This is a genomic window from Chryseobacterium sp. FR048 (genome assembly GCF_056844665.1).
Genome location: NZ_JBXDSE010000010.1, coordinates 31567 through 51121, shown reverse-complemented (window position 1 = coordinate 51121; position 19555 = coordinate 31567). Strand labels below are relative to the sequence as shown.

Below are 19555 nucleotides of genomic sequence, written 5' to 3'. Positions count from 1 at the left end.
TACATCATACGTCACTTATCACAAACTAATCTGCGCCCAAAAGTCCGCCGGCGTATTTTGTAAAGAATTCTGATCTGTAGACCTCTCCCAGGGGAATCTCAGCGTCTTCGATATAAATATTATGATTATCAAATGAGTCGATATAATCTACATTCACTACATATGACTTGCTAACTCTTATAAAGGAGTCTCCGGAAATTTTCTGATGAATGGTTTTCAGATTCATTGCTGTGATCAGTTTTTGCTGCCGGGTATGAATAACGACATAATCTTTAAGCCCTTCAATAAATTTAATATCTGCAAAACTGATTTTATAAAACCTGCGGTCTGCTTTGATGAAGAGAAAGTCTGCGGAATTGGATTCTACCGTATTTTTCACGGTATCTTTAGACAAAAGTCCGGTATACAGCACTGCTTTATCAATGGCTTTCTCCAATCTTTGAGGATCAATGGGCTTCAGCAAATAGTCTACTGCTTCCAGTTCATAGCTCTTCAAAGCATATTGAGAGTAAGCCGTAGTAAAGATGATCAGAGATCTTTTGGGAAGCATTTCTGCAAATTCAAGACCTGTCACCATGGGCATTTCTATATCAAGAAATATAAGATCTACCTCATTATCTTTCAGAAATTCAAGAGCAGATAATGCATTGGAGAACTCACCAAGTACGTCAATTTTTGCTGTTTCATCGATCAGGGATCTCATTTCACCTCTTGCCAGGGGTTCATCATCTACTATAATACAATTCATCACACGGGAATTTTTAAGTTTACAATATATTCTTTATCTCCTGATTCTATATTCAGTTCAAAGGTATCATGATACAGCAGCTCCAGTCTTCTGGTAATATTGGCAAGTCCCAGTCCGCTGTTTTTCTTATCCGGAATAGAATAGCCTGCACTTCTGGAATTGGTGCATATAAAATGAAGCTGTTTATGGTTTATATCAATTTCTATTTTCACATATGATTCTTTAGCGCTTATATCAATACTGTGTTTTACCGCATTTTCAACAAAAGTGGTAAACAAGTTTGGCGGAATAAAAGTACTATTCAGGATTCTTTTATCCAACCCGGTATGAATATCAAATGTAAACTGATCACGTCTTATTTTTTCAAGGTTTAAAAAATTGGAGAGGAAATCAATCTCGGAAGTCAGTAAGGTTTTCTCTTCGCTGTTTTCATAAAGCTGGTACCTGAGAAACTCGGAGAGTTTAACGATCACCATGGAAGCTTTCGCCGGGTCTGTTCTGATCAATGCTTTTACATTATTCAGCATATTGAACAGGAAATGGGGATTGATCTGATTTCTGAGTTCATTCAGCTCCATATTCAGGGTAAGGTTGCTCAGTTCGTTTATTCTTTTATTATCGTTGATCCATTTCTGCAGAAGTTTTACGGTCGTTGTGGTCAGGATAATAGGAATGCACATCAGGATTCCTTCATAGATCCCTCCTTTTTCATTTTCTTTATGAATAGCTCCTATTCTAAATTCAGTAAAAAAAAGTTTAAAACCATATCCAATGATATTAAGACCTACCACTCCCATTAAAACCAGCAGAACCAGATAGGTTACATATTTTGTTTTGAAGAAAAAAACGGGTACCAATACATAAATATTAATGTATACCATGGCAATCAGTATGGAGTATACAAAGAACAAAACGTAGTACTGATACATTCCTGAATATTCATGCCAGAACCTGTCACTGTAGAGCAAAAAGAAAAAGAACACCAGAAACAGCAGATGCCTGAGAGGTTTGAATTTTCCTTCCACAAGAAAATCCATTACCAGTATTTCTTCAAATTTCCACGGACTGTATTTCATCTGATCAGGCTGATTAATTCATGACAAAAATAGGCAATAACGCAAATTTCAGCTATTTTATTATACAAAACCCATATTTTATTATACCAATGATGACATCTTCTGTTTTCGTATAAAATACCGGGGGTTTTGTATAAAAACAAATGTATGCAGTCTTATTCAGGCTTACTTTGTATTGTTCAATTAATGCATATGGAATTAGCAGCCTTTGAGGAATTAACCAAAGAAATAACCACAGAATGTTTTTTTATGACAGCATCACAACAGGAGGAAAAAGTAATACAGCTTATCGATCTTCATCATTTTATAGAATGTTTTGATCCGGAAATAAAAGTCCTGAGCTATCTCCGGCATCCTATCAGTATTATAGAACACGAAGGAATAAAAAAAGGAATTGTATTTTATGATCTGAAAAATACTTCGTTTCCGGATTGCAATGATTCTGAGGAATTCAAAAGACAAAACGGGCTTTCGGAACTGTGGTTTACCTTTGTGGAAGAAACTTTCGTTACCGACACTACCCTTCATACCGACTGCATTATTGAAAACAGTCTGGATATTTTCTATGACCGGATTTTCTTATTCAATTTCTTTCAGTCATTAATCTATTCATTAAAATAAAAGATACACAGATTCATTTTCAGATACATCGTCATTGACATTTGACAAAATTAAATAAATGTTTAATTTTTTTTGATTAGCTATTTAACCATCCCGGTAAAATACTATCAAAATACTGAAGCCACTTTTAGAAAATAATATAACAACAAGCCTTTAATCTGATTAAAAGCCTGTTTAAAAATATTGATAATAAAAGCATATGGCCATACCCAAACAAATATTTCAAACTTTTAAAACAAAAAAACTTCCTCTCATTACCCGATACCATGTCTGGAATATGAAAAGAAAGAACCCTGAATATCTCTATTTTTTCTACGATGACAAGGATATTGAGAAGTTTATTACCGAAGAGTTTCCTTCCCGATACATCGAAAATTACAATAAACTCACCATAGGTGCTGCCAAAGCTGATTTTTTCAGATATGCAGTCCTGTATAAAAAAGGAGGAGTATATCTGGATATTGACAGCACAATAACCAAACCTTTGAGAAAGCTTATACAAGAGAACGATCAGGCTGTCATCAGCAGAGAAAGGCATGACAATTTATACGTACAATGGGGGCTTATCTTTGATAAAAACCATCCATTTTTAAAGAAAGTGTTAGAACTGATGCTTGACAATATAGAAAACCACCGTTATCCGAACAATATACACGCCACCACAGGCCCTACCGTATTCAGTGAAGGAATCAGGCAGGTACTACAGGAAGATCCTGATATTTCCTATACTCTTTTTGACGGCATTGAGTTTCGTGGATATTTACAATTTAAATATAAACTGGGGAAATTCTTTTTATACAGAAACAGATCTCAACACTGGAAGAACCTCCAGACTACCCAGGATATTATTGCTTAGTGGGTGCCCATCTTTGAAAAGACATTGATGATAATCACCCCGATTACAATCAGCGCTATTCCGATAATGGCCGGAAGATCCGGAACCTGCTTGAAAGCAACCACTCCTATTATGGTGATGAAAATAATCCCTACCCCTGACCAGATCGCATAGGTAATCCCCACCGGAATCTGACGAAGGGTCAGGCTCAGAAAATAAAACGCACAGGCATATCCTATTACCGTAACCACAGAAGGCCACAGCTTTGAAAACTCTTCAGATTTCTTCAGAAAAGTTGTGGCTATAATCTCAAATACAATTGCCAGGGCAAGGAAAATATAACTGCGTCCCATACATTCATTCTTTATGCAAAAGTAATAAAACCGTTCCGGTACTCCTAAAAAGGAATATAGAAGTTCCCATGAAGTATCGGAATTTCATCCCCGACTAAAAACGTCATAAAAAATCTGGCTCTATGACATGCTAGCTGTATTTTATTCTTTTACAGTTAAATATATCAATCTATCCCACTTTTATAATTAATTTCTTCCATCATATTCAGACATCAAATGTTCAATATGGCACAATTCACTCTATTTTGACATAAAATTATCGGCCAGCGGATGTCACAAAATCAGACAGACCCTATGAACTTAAATTGAAAAATCACAGGGAAGAATAAGTTTTCTTAACATAAAAAAGTCTGTTCACGATTCAATCTCGCATTATAAAATTGCATTTAATAAAGGTATTATGCAACACATTATTTATTTTTTGTTTTATCAACTCCAATATAGAAGCAGGAAAACCCTTAGCGTTTTCACATATTTTTACAGACAGAACAATAAATATATTAATAAATTCACAATAATACATTAACTTATTGTAAACAAAAAATCACATTAAATTTAAATAAAACACACATAACACACTGATATACATCATAGTGTTTTACTTTGGCACGTGATTTGAAAGTAGTAATATTGCAATTGAAAAATTGATAAAAAAAAGTCAAATAATTAAAAATACAACAAAATGGTAACTTACATCGGAATTGCAACATGTGTAATCGTATTCGCTTCATATTTTACAACAGCAAGAAGAGAAAGAAACTAATTCTTCAAAATAAGACAAGCCTATAGCAAAACTATACTAATTATATTGTTTTATGTTTTTACTCTGAGAAATCAGACGCTCTTTTACTCATTGGGTAAAAGGGCCCAAAAACATAGCAAAAAGATCTTAGTTTCATAACAAATTTTAATATCCAAATGAGTCAAGCCGGGCAATAGTCCGGCTTTTCTTTTTTTATCAATACTTTGTTTTTCTATAGACTATAGATTAGAATCAACAGTTATGGAAATAGGCTTTCAATACAAAGTTTTTATTTTGACACTGCAATATTTCAAGAGAGCCAAGAGAGCATCAACAAGTTGATTCTTACGAAGCGTACACATAGCCACAGCGCTTCATCAGTAGCGAAGCTGCCATATCTTAGCCCCCTAAAATAAAGCATTTGAATCATTATAACTTTGCGTCTATGAAATTCAGAACGACCAACCTGTATCCAATTACTAACCCACCTTTTGAAGCCGCCCACTCTTTACTCTTTACTCTTTACTCTTTACTCTTTACTCATATTCCTGGCCTACCCGTTTATTATCATTCAGGATGTTATACCTCATACAATAAAGCTTTATCTTTGTAAGATTCAAAATATGTAATTGTCAATATGAATCTGTACAACCTTATTATTCAGGATAAAGATCCGGTAAATCTTAATGAAGTATTTCTCGACGCCAACAACAGGGATCAACTTGTACAGCTTATCAAGGAACATACCTATATTAAAGAACTTCAGGAGTACGGCCTTCCGGTCAACAACAAAATTCTGCTTCAGGGAAGTTCAGGCTGCGGAAAGACAATGACGGCAAAAGCCGTTGCAAATGCTTTAGGAAAAAACATTATTATTCTGAATCTAAGCAATATTGTTTCCTCCAGAATCGGAGAAACCTCTCAGAATATTAAAATGATATTTGATAAAGCGGCTAGAGAGAGATCTGTCCTTTTTCTTGATGAACTTGATCAGATTGGAAAAGCAAGAGGCAGTGATGATAAAGATGTAGGCGAAATGAGAAGACTGGTGAACACCCTGATCCAGCTCATCGATTATTATCCGGAAAATGCACTTTTAATTTGTGCTACCAATCATCCTGAAATTATCGACACCGCCCTATTAAGAAGATTCCAGCTCAAGATCAATTACGAAATGCCTTCTGCTGAATTTTTGGATACGTTCTATGATCAGCTGCTAAGTCAGTTTCCTGAGAACATGAGGACTATTGAACGGAGGTATTCCATTTCTTTTGCCGAAGCTAAAGATTATGCTTTAACTTCTGTAAAAGCTGCTTTAATCAAAAAACTGGAAGCTAAAGAAACCACCCGATCATGAAAGAAGACCTTCTTCACAACCTGGAAATCATCAATACCCGAATTCAAAACGCCTGTGAAAAAGCAGGAAGAAGCACTCATGAGGTAAAACTCCTGCTGGCCACCAAAACGGTTTCTACAGAACGCATCAGGATAGCTCTGGAAAACGGACATAGGCTTATTGCGGAGAATAAAGTTCAGGAGCTGAAAGAAAAATATCAGGATTTAAAAGATCTACCTCATGAAAATCATTTTATCGGGCACCTTCAGACTAATAAAATTAAGGAGATTCTCAGGTATGAAGTAACCTGTATTCAGTCTTTGGACCGTCTGGACCTGGCAGAAAAGCTTCATCAAAGACTTTTAGCCGAAAACAAGACCATGGAGGTTCTGATTCAGGTCAATACCTCGAATGAAGAAAGTAAATTCGGAGTTGCCCCTGAGCAGGCGGTTGAGCTCACTAAAAAAATAGCTGAATTTTCTACTTTGAAAATTAAGGGTTTGATGACCATCGGCCTTTTCAGTGCTGAAACAGAAAAAGTAAGACCTTGTTTTAAGATTTTAAAAAGCCTTCAGCAGGAAATCATCCGGGAAAATATTCCCCATGTGGAAATGAAAGAGCTTTCGATGGGAATGAGCAGCGATCTGGAAACCGCTATTGAAGAAGGATCTACCATTGTACGGGTAGGAACAGCTGTCTTTGGAGCAAGGATCTATCCGGACACGTATTACTGGAATGAAGGAGATCCAAAATAAACGACTCACTACTTTCATATAGTCTACAAAATCGGTACACTTTTTGATCATAAAACTTTAATAACCAAACAAATGCATTTTATGACTAAAAAATTACTATCGGTATGTCTATTTATGACATTATTATTCTTTTTTTCATGTGAAAAAGAAAACACACAGATGAAAAGTGGAATTTCCATTGAAACGATTTCAATAATAACCGTGGTTACCATGGGTGTAGCCATTCTGGTTGCCTATAGCTTCAAAAGAAGATAACGGAAGATAAAAGAAAATAAAAACCACTTCAAAGATTTTTGAGGTGGTTTTTTATTCATTTTTTGAATCTTAAACAATAACCTTTGGATCTAGATTTTAATTATAAACAGTAATCAGTGCTTTATCTTTGGAATTCAGATAATTTCATCCATTGTTCTACTACTGATCCTTTATAAAAAATTTAAATTCATAAAAATAACTTTTACTGTAAATTACATTTTTCCCACACATTTTTTTATCTTTACTATTCAAACCTTCAATCAAGTTTAAAAACTACAAATGGAACAAAAGATACATCAGGGAAGAAATGTAAAAAGATTCAGAGAAATGCTTGGCATCAAACAGGAAGTTCTGGCATTGGATTTAGGTGATGACTGGAATCAAAAGAAAGGCTCTTTATTGGAACAGAAAGAAACTATTGAAGACCCTCTTCTTCAAAAAATCTCTGAAGTCTTGAAAATCCCTGTGGAAGCATTCCGGAATTTTGATGAAGAACAGGCTATAAATATCATTTCAAGCAACTTTCATGATAATGCAACAGGTGTAATTGTAAATAATTACAATCCTATTGATAAAATCATCCAGCTTCACGAAGAGAAAATTGCGCTTTACGAAAGAATGTTGAAAGAAAAAGATGATATGATGACTAGACTTGAAGAGCTTATCAAAGGAAAATAAATATAAATTCTATTCTGAGCACGAGCTAGAAGCTCGCGCTAGCTAAAATTGTATACAAAAAAAAGACATGACTGAATTTACAAGTCATGTCTTTTTTTAAAACGGTACGAGCTTTTTTATTTTAAGTATTCAACTACAATCTGGAATTAAATTTAATCTGTCCGGCAATGTCTCTTGAAAAATGATTCATATCACCAGGACCATTGAGGTAATTATAGATAATACCTTTATCATAATACCCGTCAGCCGAACGATATTGATAATTTCCATTATAACCGTTATTATTAATCGTTGTAGATTTTACGCCTGTAGGCCATGAGTCTTTTTCATAAATTACATAATTGAATGCATCTCCCTGCCATCCTCCAACATTCCCCGGTCCCGGATCCCAAGACCCTGCATAGCCACACACGACATACGATGCGGTATTAGGAATCATATAGTTCATAAACTTCTTGATAAATACATCTCCATTGGGATTATTAGTCCACATAATACGAGATAACGAGGGATTGCAAGGATTTACACTATTGGGAGTATTCCATCCGGTATACGTTTTAGTCCATATATCACTTTTTCCTCCAAAGAATGATTCTTTTTTATCTCTGATGGTCATATATTCAAAGTATGGCCAATAATGAATCCCATCCGAACATCGGTCATCCGGTGGTCCTGAAGGTCCTTTTTGAGCTTTTGGAATAGAGGTCTTCGGTAGTATCGATAAATCGATAGTATCCACAAAAGTCTCATTCAGTGAGAAGACCCATACTTCCTGGCTATTGATAACATCTTCAGTAACCATTTTTACAAATTCCCATTTTCCTGATGCGTTGAGCTGGTAAGCCTTTGCAGACATCTGAGTTTCATCACCACTGTAGAAAACTGCTAAAATCGGATTGGTAGTTCCTATTCTTCCCGAAGATTTTAAATTTCTGTAATTAGAAATAAAGATCTGTGGAAAATATTTATTTCCTTCCAAATCATTAAAAGCAGCAAGACTGTTTTTAAATTCATCACTATTATTCAATGTCGGAATATCTTTATAAAAAATATCAATCAAAGCATTATCATCATCATCTATATTTTTCTCCAATTCCGAGTATATTGTATTCCTTGACTCAGGAATCTTTTGAGCTTCTAAAACAATATACTTAGCACAGTCCATTAAAATAGATTCCAGGAAGACCCTTTTATCATCTACAGACATGTTAGACAGATCATTCTTCATCATTGTTAAATGTTCTTTTTGATCAGCTGAAGGAGGATCAGAATCATTATTACAGGATGAAACAACAAAGCCGAAAGCGACTAATGATACGATAATTTTTTTCATGGCTTTAGGATTAAATAATTAATTCAACAAATGTGGAATTTAGTTTCAAAAAAACAAATCCCAATTTAGTAAGTGTAGAAGATTATTAAGCAAGTGTAACTTTTCAAAAGCAACGTGTATTCTCGTGAATGATCATTATAATAAAAAGGCCTCGATGTATTTCAAACGAGGCCTTTCCTTTATTTCCCTTCGCTAGCGTGAGCTTCTAGCTCGTGCTAATCAAACGTATTTTTATAAATTTCCATGCTCCGCAAAGTCTCCCGACTTTGCGGAATCAAAATAAACCACAATGTAAATCCTTCATATTTTATAAGATTTTATTAAGTACATTTGATAAAAACCAAATATGAAAGAAGGATACATCATCCGAGATCAGGAAAAACCTCATTTTCTAACATGTACAATTGTTGATTGGATAGATATTTTTTCCAGAAAAACATATCGTGATGTTATTATAGAATGTTTAGAATTTTGTATTAAAAATAAAGGAATGGTTCTTTATGGTTATGTGATCATGAGCAACCATTTACATTTTATTGTACAATCAAAAGATGGAAAACTTTCTGATCTGATCAGGGATTTCAAAAAATTTACAGCCAAACAAATATTAGAAAAACTACAAACAGAACCGGAAAGTCGGAAAGGCTGGATTTTAGAACGTTTTGCCAAAGCTACTGAAACCCATTCAAGAAATAAAAACTTTCAAGTTTGGCAGTATGGAAACCATGCTGAAGAAATCTTCGGCCTAAAATTTTTATGGGATAAATTAAATTATATACATCTAAATCCAGTTCGTGCAGGAATTGTAAGTAAAGCTACTCAATACATTTATTCTTCAGCAACTAATTATTCTGATGAAAAAGGAATAATTAACTCCATTGAAATTGCAGAAAATCCTGTTGTAAATGTACACAAAAGCACTGAGTTTTGGAAATTCAATAATTATGATGAAGAATAGTTTGCTCAAAGTCAGGAGACTTTGCGCAGCTATACCACCTAATATTAAAGGAAAATCGAAATACATTTGAAGACCTTACTCCTCGATGAATGAAATACCTTTGCAGACAATCTATAAAAAATAAGTAATCAAAAAAAACTGCATTAAAAAAGCTCTTTTCCTCACCTACAGTGTCGATAAAATACAAAAATCCCTCTCATTACTGAAAGGGATTTGTTATATCTGGAAAAAATTCTGATTACATATAAGCTTCAATCGGCTCACAAGTACATACTAAATTTCTGTCTCCGTAAGCTTCATCTACTCTTGATACAGAAGCGAAGAATTTGTGGTCTCTTACCCACTCTAGCGGATAAGCTGCCTTTTCTCTGCTGTATGGTTTATCCCAAGAATCAGAGATCACCAATTGCTCTGTGTGAGGAGCATTTTTCAATACGTTGTTTGCCTGGTCAGCCTGTCCGTTTGCAATCTCGTCAATTTCCTGTTTAATAGAAATCAGAGCTTCTGCAAAACGGTCGATTTCAGACTTACTTTCAGATTCTGTAGGCTCAATCATTAATGTACCTGCAACCGGGAAGGAAACGGTAGGAGCATGGAACCCATAATCCATCAATCTCTTCGCCACATCAGCCACTTCAATTCCTAAAGACTTGAACTGACGGAAATCTACGATACACTCGTGAGCTACTCTTCCGTTTTCGTTTGAATATAAAATCGGGAAATGCTCTGCTAAAATTTCTTTCAGGTAGTTAGCATTCATGATCGCGTGACCTGTAGCTTTTTTCAATCCTTCTGTTCCTAACATCTTGATGTAAGCATAAGAAATGTTTAGGATCAATCCTGAACCGTAAGGTGCAGCAGAGATACCGTCGATCGCTTCTTTAGCTCCGATTCTGATGTTGGCGTTAGAAGGAAGGAATGGTACTAAGTGCTTCGCAACACAGATTGGACCTACTCCAGGACCTCCACCTCCGTGAGGAATTGCAAAAGTCTTGTGAAGATTCAGGTGACAAACGTCTGCTCCGATGTTTCCTGGACTTGTAAATCCTACCTGAGCGTTCATGTTGGCACCATCCATATATACCTGTCCGCCGTGCTCGTGGATCAAGTTTGTAATTTCCTTGATGTTAGCATCAAAGAATCCGTAAGTAGATGGATAAGTGATCATTACAGCTGACAAGTTCGCTGAATGAAGTTCTGTTTTTGCTTTAAGATCTTCGAAGTCGATTTCCCCGTTTTCAAGGTTTTTCACAACAACGATTTTCATTCCTGCCATTGCAGCAGAAGCCGGGTTGGTTCCGTGTGCAGACTGAGGAATCAATACTACGTTTCTGTGGTGGTCACCTCTTGAAATGTGGTATTCTCTGATTACCATTAATCCTGCATATTCTCCCTGAGCTCCAGAGTTTGGCTGTAAAGAAGTTCCTGCAAAACCAGTGATTTCTGCAAGGTCTTTTTCAAGCTCTGCAATCATCTGTTGATAACCTCCAGCCTGATCTACCGGTACAAATGGGTGTACACTACCCCAATCTGCCCATGAAAGCGGAAGCATCTGAGTAGCAGCGTTCAGTTTCATCGTACAAGATCCTAAAGAGATCATTGAATGCGTCAATGATAAATCTTTTCTCTCAAGACGCTTGATGTAACGCATCAATTCTGTTTCCGTATGGTATTTGTTGAATACTGATTCTGTAAGAATTTCATCCTTTCTAAGGTTTTCTTCCGGAATACTGTATCCTTCTTTGATTTCTAATTTGAAAGTCTGCTTGTCTTTGAACTGCGCAAAAGAAGCCATCAGATAGTTTAATTTCTCTAATGTTGTACTTTCATTGATCGCAATACTTACCACACCTTCTGTGAAATAGTTAAGGTTAAGTCTGTGATCCTGCATCATTCTCATCAGTCTTCCTTTCTCTTCTTCAGGCATAGTGATTTTTACGGTATCGAAGATTGGCTCTTCTACGACCTGATAACCTAATGCCGCAAGACCTCCTTTCAGAGCATTTGCTTTAAAGTGGATCTGATCAGCGATATAGTTCAATCCTTTAGGACCGTGATAAACAGCATACATTCCTGCCATTACTGCCAAAAGAACCTGAGCTGTACAGATATTGGAAGTAGCTCTCTCTCTTTTGATGTGCTGTTCTCTTGTCTGTAAAGCCATTCTCAGTGCACGTTTTCCGTACATATCCTGAGAAACCCCGATGATTCTTCCCGGAATATCTCTCTTATAATCTTCTCTACAAGCAAAGAATGCCGCGTGAGGTCCTCCGTATCCTAATGGAATACCGAATCTCTGAGAAGTACCTACTGCACAGTCAGCACCCATTTCAGCCGGTGACTTTAACTTCACCAATGCCATTGGGTCACAGGCAACTGCTACCTGAAGGTCTAGTTTTTTATAGTCTACGATGTTCTCCGTATAATCAAGAACAATCCCGTTTTTCCCTGGGTATTGTAATAAAACTCCGTAGTAAGAAGCGTCGAATGCATGAGTCTTGTGATCTCCGATTACAATTTCAATTCCTAATCCTTCTGCTTTGGTTTTCAATACAGAAATAGTCTGAGGCAATACAAGGTCAGAGATAAAGAATTTGTTGGCATCTGCTTTTTTCTGATCTTTAGTTCTGTTGTTGAAGAACATGTGCATTGCTTCTGCTGCTGCTGTAGACTCATCCAATAGAGATGCGTTGGCTAAAGCAAAACCTGTAAGGTCACATACTACAGTCTGGAAATTAAGAAGAGCTTCAAGTCTTCCCTGTGCAATTTCTGCCTGATATGGTGTATACGCCGTATACCAGCTAGGGTTTTCAAAAATATTTCTTTGGATTGCTGAAGGCAAAAGGGTGTTGTGGTATCCGAAACCGATATAACTTGTATAATCTGTATTCTTAGATGCCAGCTCTTTTGAATGGTTCAACATTTCGTATTCAGAAAGTGGTTCTGAGATCTCAAGATCTTTTTCTAAACGGATAGAAGAAGGAATCGTCTGAGAAATTAACTCTTCAATACTAGAAACGCCAAGTTTTTCCAACATCGCCTGTTTATCGGCTTCATTAAGGGAAATGTGACGGCTCACAAACTGTTCTGTATTCATTTTTATTTATTAGATTTTGTTTGTAAAAAGATGGGTAAAATTACAATTTTTTGAACGATTGTACAAGAGTATAAAATTGACAATAATTCACTAAACTATCGATCAGCATTTATAGGATTCTCTTTTGACAAGCTTCTCAACGGTTTATTCTGTTTTAAACAACCATTACAAAGATTCGCTGTATAATATTCATTAATAAAAACAATTTAACAGCAATACTAAAATCACACTTTCATTGAAAATGATGTATTATTTCCGAATAAGCTGGCAACTTTGATTAAATTCAGAATAAATAAATTTTCATTTTCCCTTTTAATTCTTAATTTGAAAATAAAAATTCAGGGCCTGATTATGGACAATTTAGTAACCAATTCTCTCTGAATTTCACGACAATTTACACCCTCAAAAGTCGGTATATATTGCTATTCATCAGGTTTTAAGAATTTTATGAAAATTTATTAATTATATTTATTCTAAATTAATATATTTGCATCATGAATATGATTGTCCCATTTAAAGTTCCGCCATTGGCTCCTGTGTATGCATTCAACAATGAAGAGATGTTCTGTGAAAAGAAATCCTGCTGCAAAAAATTCAAGAAAGGGAAAAGATGTAAAAAATGTCCCGGAAGAAAGAAAATGGCTTAGGCTAATTAAAGGATTTTACGAGGAAATATAAAGCAGCCGCCAATATAATAATTCCCCAAAACAACAGCATAATTTTAGGCATTCCATATCTGTTTGCAACTGTTCTGGGCTGCGGTTTAAACATTTCTTCCACCGTATTTTTGAATTTCTCGGTATCATTTTCAAAAACTTCAGTGATTGTAATTCCCTGTACTACGGTTTTATGCAAAAGTGAGTTGGTTGCATGAAGCAGAAGCTGGAATTTACCGTCTTTAAACTCTGTGATCTTAAAGATCCTTTCTCCGTAAGGCTTTTCTAACCCGAAAGGCAATACTTTTACCACATCGGCATTACTTGTCTGCCAGTTGATAATAATCTCCTCTCCTTTTTTCGCATGGATCTTATTTGCTGTAAACGTCTTTATAGCCGGTGGAATATTATACCTGAAGCTTCTCTGGTGACTTTCCAGGTTCTGGTCATAGCTGCGTCTTCTTACCGGATCACTCAATGTTTCGTAAGCCTCCTGAATCTCACGGAAACGGTCGGCAAAAAAATCATCATTTTCATTTTTATCCGGATGGTATTTTAAGGACAGCTTACGATAAGCTTTTTTGATGTCTTCTTCCGAAGCATCCTGGGATATACCGAGAAAATAGTAGTAGTCTTTCATTGAGCAATACAAAAATAAGGATTTATTTTTCTTTACGCCTGAACTTCAAAGGTAAAATTTGGTTTTTAAGGCGAATGATTCATCCCCCTATTCCCCACCTTATTTACCTGCCCTAAGGCTCCATTCAAAATAAAGTTTTGTTTTTTTGCACAAATATTCCCTGAAAGCCCTTTCACATCTGGCTTCTGACCTGTATTTTCCCTACTTTTGTATAAATTTCAAATTATGTCACAATCTATCCGCCTCGCCGATCCTAACGATTATCCGAAGATTATGGAAATCTGGGTATCTGCTGTAAAAGCCACTCATGATTTTCTTGCTGAAGAGGATTTTAATTATTTTAAAGAAGCTATCCCAAGAGACTATCTTCCTAATCTCGAAGTTTATTTAATCACGGAAAACGATGAGGCTAAAGGATTTGCCTCTGTAGCAGAAGGCAACCTTGAAATGCTATTCATTCACAACGACAGCCGTGGAAAGGGCTATGGAAAAAAACTCTATGAGTTTATGAAAGAAACAACAGGTCTTACCAAAGTAGACGTTAATGAGCAGAACCCACAAGCGATCGGGTTTTATGAAAAAATGGGATTCAAAAAAACCGGAAGATCAGAAAAAGACGGTTCAGGAAAAGATTATCCAATTATTCATATGAGCCTTTAAATGGAGCCGTTTACATTTACCAAAACAGCCAAAGATTCGGAGATTCCTTATGAATTATTGCTGTTAGCAGATGAAACCACCGAAGCTATTGATCAGTATATTTTCAATTCTGACATTTACCTTTTACATGACGGAACTGAAAATATTGCTGTCATGGCGTTGTACAAAACCAGTGATACCGAGCTGGAGATCAAGAATATTGCTGTTGTTGAAGCCTACAGAAGCAAAGGGATCGGAAGTATTCTGATCAATAAAGCAAAAGAAATTGCTAAAGAGAGTCATTACCCAATCCTGACCGTAGGAACTTCCGATACGGGATTTCAGCAGATCAGGTTTTATGAAAGAAACGGGTTCAGAAAAACAGGAATCCGTAAAGATTTTTTTATAGAAAATTATCCATCCCCGATCTATGAAAACGGCTTGCAGATGCGGGATATGGTTATTTTAGAATTTCATGTATCCTAAGTTTACCGGTCTGTTTTTTGAATTGCATAGATCAAGCCTTTATGCCCGTCAAAATCAAATTCCTTATCAAAAGTCAGCCCAAGCTTCTGCAATACCGCTATAGAAGCTCTATTTTCAGACATGGCCCGCCCAACAATCCTGTTAAGATTCAACTGTTCAAATCCATATTTTAAACAGGCAGCCGCGCTTTCCGTGGCCAACCCTTTGTTCCAATGTTCTTCAAAGAATCTGAAACCTATATCTGTTTCATCCTTAGAGCGGTCATATTTTAAACCGCACCAGCCTAAGAATTCACGGTCTGATTGGTCAATGACGGCCCATCTTCCATACCCATTGACTTCATAATCTTTGTAGTTTTCCAAAAAAGTATAGGCCTCTTCAATATCTTTAAAGGGTGAATCTCCGGTATATCTTGTGACATTAGGATTTTCATTCAGTTTATAAAAACTAACAGCATCTTCAACAGTTAATTCTCTTAACAAAAGGCGATCTGTTTCTAAAATTTTCTTCATTCTAAACCGGGTTTAGCTTTTCCCCATCATCTTGCGGAATAATCCTTTAATGTGTTCTATTTCTGTCTGATAACTGGTCTTTTTTCTGCATCCGAAATATAAGGTATTCTCCAGTTTTTTCTTTCCTTCCCAGATGAGTTTTATTTCTCCGCTTTCGATTTCATTTTTGCATAAGAAATCAGGAACGACGGCCAGTCCCGTTCCTCCTTTCAGACAACGGATAATTGAGTTTAAGTTTGGAACGATATAATTCGGACGGAAATTCGGTTTGTGCCCGAAGTTTAAAGTCCAGTACTGGAAAAGATGTTCCATATCTCCGGTGGTTCCGTACCATTTTTCATTCTTCAGCCAGGCTTCAATCTGTTCTGCATCTTTTGTTTTTAAAACCTTTTTGAACGCTTCTGTATCTACATCTTTCCCGCCTACCAATATAATTTGTTCAGAAGAAAATGCTTCGTGTTCTATATTGGGAGAAGATCCTTTTTTCGGGGTAATGATAAGATCCAGAATTCCTTTATCCAACTGATCCAGCATTTCAGGATATTCTCCAAAGCTGATGATCAGGTTAAACGGAAGTGAAGAAACATACTGTTCCAATGTGGTCTGGAAAGTTTCAAAACACATTCCGACACTGATGGTTGGGGTATGCTTCTCTGTAGATTTCTGAAAGTTTTTCTCTACATCTTCCAGTTTGGTAATAGGTTCTGCTACGGCATTGAACAGTACCTTTCCCCTCTCTGTAGGAATCATTTTTCTACCGGTTCTGTCGAATAACTTATATCCAACATATGCTTCCAGTGAACTTAAATGTAAGCTCACCCCGGGCTGCGAAATGAATAGGGCATCAGCTGCGCCTGTCAATGTCCCGGTTTTATAGATCGCCTTAAACGTACGATACCATTCTAAATTGACCATGACTTATTTATTAATATTCTGATACAAAATTACAAAATAATTATAATATTAATACATTTTCATTTCTTAAAAAGCGGGCATAATAATCAGGAATTCCACTTTCTTCTATCTGGCGGGCCGTTTCTTCAAGTGGATAGCTCAGCTGTACAATTTCAGGAATAATCTTTTCATCATCCAACGTCAGGATTACATAGGATGCCAATCTGTTGGCTTCCTTAGATCGGCCTACTGAACCACAGTTGACAGCCCATTTCTTGTTTTCAAACTGTTTTGTAAAGGATAAATGAGTATGCCCCATCACAATCAGATCAGCTTTCGCATCTTCCAGCATATTTGTAAAGACCTCATCATTTTCTGATTCATATAAATAGGTATCATTGCTTTCAAGGCTTGAATGGACCAGCTGAATATTCCAATGTTTATTCCCAGTTTTATAGTTTAATTTTAAATAAAAAGGAAGTTCGGAAAGATACTTTTTGTTTTCTTCTGTAATATTTTTCTTAGAATGATCGATTGCTACAAATCTTGCCTTTGTTTCTTCTTCGGAATGTTTTGATAAAGGAAAAACAGGTAAATTGAAAGCGATTCTTTCATCATGATTTCCCAGGATACAAGGGATGTTTAAGCTTTTAATCTTTTCTATCACTTCATTTCCCCAAGGCGCAAAGTCTACAAGATCGCCCAGACAGAATTTCTGATGAATTCCCCTCTGCTCAATGTCCTTCAACACTACTTCCAATGCCGGAAGATTACCATGTACATCACTGAAAACGGCTATCTGTATCATTATCTGTCAATTTGTTAATCAAATTTACAAGACGAAAAGGAATTTCAGAGGAAAGATAACATGACATTTTACCATGAAAAGATGAATTTTTGCTTCACAAAGTCAATCGTCCATTTTAATTTGCAAGTGAATCAGTGTAAGTTATAAAAATTGACAAACGAAGCGAATTCCCCATTCATAATACCCCCAAATCAATAATATAAATATTCTGATACATTACTATAATTTATATTATTTTTATTATACGAAACTCCATAGTAACTTTGCAGAGTAAAATTTAAACAATCATAAAAAAATGAAAAAAGTATTAATCATCAACGGAGGACAGAACTTTGGACATTCCGGAGGAAAATATAATCAGACTATCGCAGAAAATACATTGGCCGTTCTTAAAGAATTTGACAATGTAGAAGTAAAGGTTACAAATGTAAGTGAAAATTATGACAAACATGAAGAAGTACAGAAATTCGTTTGGGCAGATTATATCATTTACCATACTCCTATCTGGTGGTTCCAGCTTCCTAACGGACTGAAAAAATATATTGATGAAGTTTTCACAGCGGGCCATGCCAAAGGTATTTATATGAGTGATGGAAGAAATGCCGCAAACCCAGAGATCAACTATGGAACAGGAGGCATGCTTGGCGGAAGAAAATATATGCTGACAACGAGCTGGAATGCGCCTGCCACAGCCTTTACGCTTCCCGGAGAGTTTTTTGATGAGAAAAGTGTAGATGAAGGACCTTTATTTGGATTCCACAGAATGAACGCTTTTGTATCTCTGGAAAAAATGGACAGCTTCCACTTCCATGACGTAGAAAAGAATGCTAATGTAGAACGAGACATGAAACTTTACAGAGAGCATGTGAAAAATGTATTTGAAAAAGAATTAAAACCAGAATTAGTATAATGAAAATTCACCTTACCGCAGTTATTAAAGCCAAAGAAGAATACCGTTCAGAAGTATTGGAAGTTCTTCAGAATATGGTAAAAGAGACCAGAAAAGAAGAAGCTTGCGAATTGTACAATCTTCACCAGGGCATTGAAGACAAAAATCATTTTGTATTCTACGAAATCTGGAAAAGTGAAGAAGGATTGGCACAGCATAATGAACAGCCTTACATTAAGGCCTTTGGAGCTTTGATTGAGGAAAAACTTCAGGAAATACCACAACTTTATATTACCAGCCTTATTTAAAGAATGAAAAAACTAACGCTTTTATTTCTCAGCCTTTTCGCAATAGGCCTGATCCAAGCCCAACACCAAAAATCTAAAGATATGAAAAAGAAAATTTTATTCGTTGTAACCAGCCATGACAAGAAAGGCAGTACAGGAGAAGACACAGGATATTATCTGGGCGAAGTTTCCCATCCCTGGGAAGTTCTTCACCATGCAGGATATGAAATTGACTTTGTAAGCCCGAAAGGCGGAACTCCACCGGTTGACGGATTTGATTTGAAAGATCCTGTCAACAAAGAATTCTGGGAAAACAAGGAATACAAAAGTAAGATTGACCACTCTTTGACACCAGCACAGGTTAATCCTAAAGAGTATTCAACCATCTTTTATGCTGGCGGACATGGAGCGATGTGGGACTTTGCAGACAATAAAGAACTGGCAAAAATTGCTTCAACAATCTATGAAAACGGAGGGATTGTAGCAGGGGTATGTCATGGTCCGGCAGGTCTGGTGAATATTAAGCTTAATAACGGAAAATATCTGGTAGACGGAAAGAAGATCAATGCTTTCACGAATGAAGAGGAGGCTGCCGTAAAATTAACCGACGTTGTTCCTTTCTTATTGGAAAACAAATTAAAAGAGAGAGGGGCAAAATTTGAAAAATCCGGACTTTGGCAGAATCATGTGGTAACCGATCAAAGGGTGATCACCGGACAAAATCCACAATCTGCAAAATCCGTGGGAGAAGCAATTTTAAAAGAATTAAATAACAGATAAATTTTAACCAAAAAGTCACAAAAATTTTTAAACACTTAAGTAAAAATAAGTGATGATGCAGGCTGTTGAGAAGAACACTTAAGTTTTGAAAATCTCCGATTTTTACTAACATTTCAATCGAAGGACTGAAAATTCCCCTCCTCTGGAGGGGTGGCGAAAATTCAAAGAATTTTTGAC

At 36.1% G+C, this 19555-nt stretch carries 21 protein-coding genes; 12 read left to right on the top strand and 9 right to left on the bottom strand.

Annotated elements, in window-relative coordinates; genetic code table 11:
• Positions 1-25: 25 nt before the first annotated feature.
• Positions 26-748 carry a LytR/AlgR family response regulator transcription factor gene (locus tag AC106K_RS23515; protein WP_482447953.1) on the bottom strand — a complete coding sequence of 241 codons (723 nt, stop codon included), beginning with the start codon at positions 746-748 and terminating at the stop codon, positions 26-28.
• Entirely contained in the window at positions 748-1824 is a 1077-nt protein-coding gene (locus tag AC106K_RS23510; protein ID WP_482447952.1) for a sensor histidine kinase, read from the bottom strand. The genes AC106K_RS23515 and AC106K_RS23510 overlap by 1 nt, the downstream gene beginning before the upstream one ends.
• A gap of 192 nt (positions 1825-2016) precedes the next feature.
• Between AC106K_RS23510 and AC106K_RS23505 the strand changes: the two genes are divergently transcribed.
• Positions 2017-2445, top strand: coding sequence for a hypothetical protein (locus AC106K_RS23505; RefSeq protein ID WP_482447951.1), 429 nt, complete (start codon positions 2017-2019; stop codon positions 2443-2445).
• Between the two features lie 199 nt (positions 2446-2644).
• Positions 2645-3301: a glycosyltransferase family 32 protein gene (locus AC106K_RS23500; RefSeq protein ID WP_482447949.1), complete on the top strand. Its 657-nt coding sequence runs from the start codon at positions 2645-2647 to the stop codon at positions 3299-3301.
• On the opposite strand, the gene AC106K_RS23495 is transcribed toward AC106K_RS23500, so the two are convergent.
• Positions 3298-3633, bottom strand: coding sequence for a DMT family transporter (locus AC106K_RS23495; protein WP_482447948.1), 336 nt, complete (start codon positions 3631-3633; stop codon positions 3298-3300). The genes AC106K_RS23500 and AC106K_RS23495 overlap by 4 nt on opposite strands.
• A gap of 1379 nt (positions 3634-5012) precedes the next feature.
• Between AC106K_RS23495 and AC106K_RS23490 the strand changes: the two genes are divergently transcribed.
• From AC106K_RS23490 to AC106K_RS23480, 3 genes are all read left to right on the top strand, one after another.
• A complete protein-coding gene (locus AC106K_RS23490) occupies positions 5013-5732 on the top strand; it encodes an AAA family ATPase (protein ID WP_482447946.1) in 720 nt (239 codons plus the stop codon).
• On the top strand, positions 5729-6466 hold the full coding sequence (locus tag AC106K_RS23485) for a YggS family pyridoxal phosphate-dependent enzyme (protein ID WP_482447945.1): 738 nt from the start codon (positions 5729-5731) through the stop codon (positions 6464-6466). The genes AC106K_RS23490 and AC106K_RS23485 overlap by 4 nt, the downstream gene beginning before the upstream one ends.
• Positions 6467-7000: 534 nt before the next feature.
• Entirely contained in the window at positions 7001-7399 is a 399-nt protein-coding gene (locus tag AC106K_RS23480) for an XRE family transcriptional regulator (protein WP_482447943.1), read from the top strand.
• 133 nt (positions 7400-7532) lie between these two features.
• On the opposite strand, the gene AC106K_RS23475 is transcribed toward AC106K_RS23480, so the two are convergent.
• On the bottom strand, positions 7533-8732 hold the full coding sequence (locus tag AC106K_RS23475; RefSeq protein ID WP_482447942.1) for a hypothetical protein: 1200 nt from the start codon (positions 8730-8732) through the stop codon (positions 7533-7535).
• A gap of 346 nt (positions 8733-9078) precedes the next feature.
• On the opposite strand from AC106K_RS23475, the gene AC106K_RS23470 reads away from it, so the two are divergent.
• Positions 9079-9690, top strand: coding sequence for an REP-associated tyrosine transposase (locus AC106K_RS23470; RefSeq protein WP_482447940.1), 612 nt, complete (start codon positions 9079-9081; stop codon positions 9688-9690).
• Between the two features lie 238 nt (positions 9691-9928).
• Here the strand turns inward: AC106K_RS23470 and gcvP are convergent, their stop codons facing one another.
• Positions 9929-12787, bottom strand: coding sequence for an aminomethyl-transferring glycine dehydrogenase (gene gcvP, locus AC106K_RS23465; protein ID WP_482447938.1), 2859 nt, complete (start codon positions 12785-12787; stop codon positions 9929-9931).
• A gap of 494 nt (positions 12788-13281) precedes the next feature.
• On the opposite strand from gcvP, the gene AC106K_RS23460 reads away from it, so the two are divergent.
• A complete protein-coding gene (locus AC106K_RS23460; RefSeq protein WP_164465368.1) occupies positions 13282-13434 on the top strand; it encodes a hypothetical protein in 153 nt (50 codons plus the stop codon).
• Between the two features lies 1 nt (position 13435).
• Here the strand turns inward: AC106K_RS23460 and AC106K_RS23455 are convergent, their stop codons facing one another.
• Entirely contained in the window at positions 13436-14083 is a 648-nt protein-coding gene (locus AC106K_RS23455) for a J domain-containing protein (RefSeq protein WP_482447936.1), read from the bottom strand.
• A gap of 225 nt (positions 14084-14308) precedes the next feature.
• On the opposite strand from AC106K_RS23455, the gene AC106K_RS23450 reads away from it, so the two are divergent.
• Both AC106K_RS23450 and AC106K_RS23445 read left to right on the top strand, forming a co-directional pair.
• Positions 14309-14743 carry a GNAT family N-acetyltransferase gene (locus AC106K_RS23450; RefSeq protein ID WP_482447934.1) on the top strand — a complete coding sequence of 145 codons (435 nt, stop codon included), beginning with the start codon at positions 14309-14311 and terminating at the stop codon, positions 14741-14743.
• Positions 14744-15208, top strand: coding sequence for a GNAT family N-acetyltransferase (locus AC106K_RS23445; RefSeq protein WP_482447932.1), 465 nt, complete (start codon positions 14744-14746; stop codon positions 15206-15208). It abuts the gene before it with no gap.
• Between the two features lie 2 nt (positions 15209-15210).
• Here the strand turns inward: AC106K_RS23445 and AC106K_RS23440 are convergent, their stop codons facing one another.
• The 3 genes from AC106K_RS23440 to AC106K_RS23430 are packed head-to-tail and all read right to left on the bottom strand — an operon-like array spanning position 15211 to position 17422.
• Positions 15211-15720, bottom strand: coding sequence for a GNAT family N-acetyltransferase (locus AC106K_RS23440; RefSeq protein WP_482447930.1), 510 nt, complete (start codon positions 15718-15720; stop codon positions 15211-15213).
• Positions 15721-15732: 12 nt separating this feature from the next.
• Positions 15733-16635 (bottom strand): LysR family transcriptional regulator, encoded by a 903-nt coding sequence (locus AC106K_RS23435; protein ID WP_482447929.1) that lies wholly within the window; start codon positions 16633-16635, stop codon positions 15733-15735.
• A gap of 40 nt (positions 16636-16675) precedes the next feature.
• The gene (locus AC106K_RS23430; protein ID WP_482447927.1) at positions 16676-17422 is read right to left on the bottom strand and encodes a metallophosphoesterase family protein; all 747 of its coding nucleotides are present in this window, start codon (positions 17420-17422) and stop codon (positions 16676-16678) included.
• A 295-nt stretch (positions 17423-17717) separates the two neighbouring features.
• On the opposite strand from AC106K_RS23430, the gene AC106K_RS23425 reads away from it, so the two are divergent.
• The 3 genes from AC106K_RS23425 (at position 17718) to AC106K_RS23415 (ending at position 19378) form a co-directional block, all read left to right on the top strand.
• Positions 17718-18332, top strand: coding sequence for an NAD(P)H-dependent oxidoreductase (locus AC106K_RS23425; RefSeq protein WP_066699309.1), 615 nt, complete (start codon positions 17718-17720; stop codon positions 18330-18332).
• Entirely contained in the window at positions 18332-18619 is a 288-nt protein-coding gene (locus AC106K_RS23420; protein WP_482447925.1) for a putative quinol monooxygenase, read from the top strand. The genes AC106K_RS23425 and AC106K_RS23420 overlap by 1 nt, the downstream gene beginning before the upstream one ends.
• 81 nt (positions 18620-18700) lie before the next feature.
• The gene (locus AC106K_RS23415; RefSeq protein ID WP_482447923.1) at positions 18701-19378 is read left to right on the top strand and encodes a type 1 glutamine amidotransferase domain-containing protein; all 678 of its coding nucleotides are present in this window, start codon (positions 18701-18703) and stop codon (positions 19376-19378) included.
• Positions 19379-19555: the final 177 nt, after the last annotated feature.